1 protein-coding gene and 1 pseudogene are annotated in these 840 nt (G+C 40.5%); both read left to right on the top strand.

What is annotated here, in order from left to right:
• Window positions 1–372: pseudogene (locus tag R7Q46_RS30865) on the top strand (hypothetical protein); the annotation flags it as partial.
• A 1-nt stretch (window position 373) separates the two neighbouring features.
• Window positions 374–840, top strand: a 467-nt coding sequence (locus R7Q46_RS26050; protein ID WP_318078065.1) for an Imm49 family immunity protein, incomplete at its 3' end; no start/stop codon positions are given.

Raw genomic sequence — 840 nt, 5'->3', positions numbered from 1 at the left:
TAAGCTGCTTCATCCCAAAGATATTGGAACCTCAATTTCGAAGCCGGGCGACTTTGATATGGTTTACGAGGTGGAAGAGCCACCACCAGGTGAAATTATCATTGTTGAGGCTAAAGGGGGTAGCAGCCCGCTGGGTAGCAGAAAAATTGGAAATATGGCATATCGAATACACTGCAGAAATCACCAACCTAATGTCTGAAAAAAGGAAGGGACGACTGAAAAATAACAGCAAGTCAAATCCAAGATGCAGCTTTATCCGGCATACCTATTCGATATATACATACTCAAGCAAGCATTCAAGAGAACGGGGATGCATCGGATGTAAAACTAAAGGTGGCAGAGTTTAAAATTAATTCTAAAGGACTAATTTAAAATGCAAAGTAAAGTTGTAGAACGCAAAGCAAACCCTGAGTTGAGTGAAAGTGGGGTTTCTTCTGAGAAAGAATTTATCAATAAAATATTAGATAAAAGGAAAGAAGGCCTTAAAATCCGGCGGGAAAACCTGGTCAGTCTTGGTGATTTCGCCATTGACCAGGTTCGCTGGTATACCTGGTTTCAAACCTCGCATGAAGACGAACAAATTTGTACATTACGTCTTTACGAAACTTCTCTAATGGGCGCTTGTTATCATCGACTTGCTAGGAATCCCAATGATGAATTAACTATAAAGATTCTCGACTATCCTGAAGTAAAGTGGGACGGGGAAGGTATTTTAAAAACGGGGTGCATAAATCCTAATAGATGGATTGATATGTATTTTATATCGGCAATTGTGCGTGACAGGCCAAGTTTAGACGCATTGGCGAACTTTCCGATTTCTTTGATGAGACAGAGCTCTAC

The sequence above is a fragment of the Vibrio sp. 811 genome, from assembly GCF_033339195.1.
This window is presented reverse-complemented; position numbering and strand designations above follow the sequence as displayed.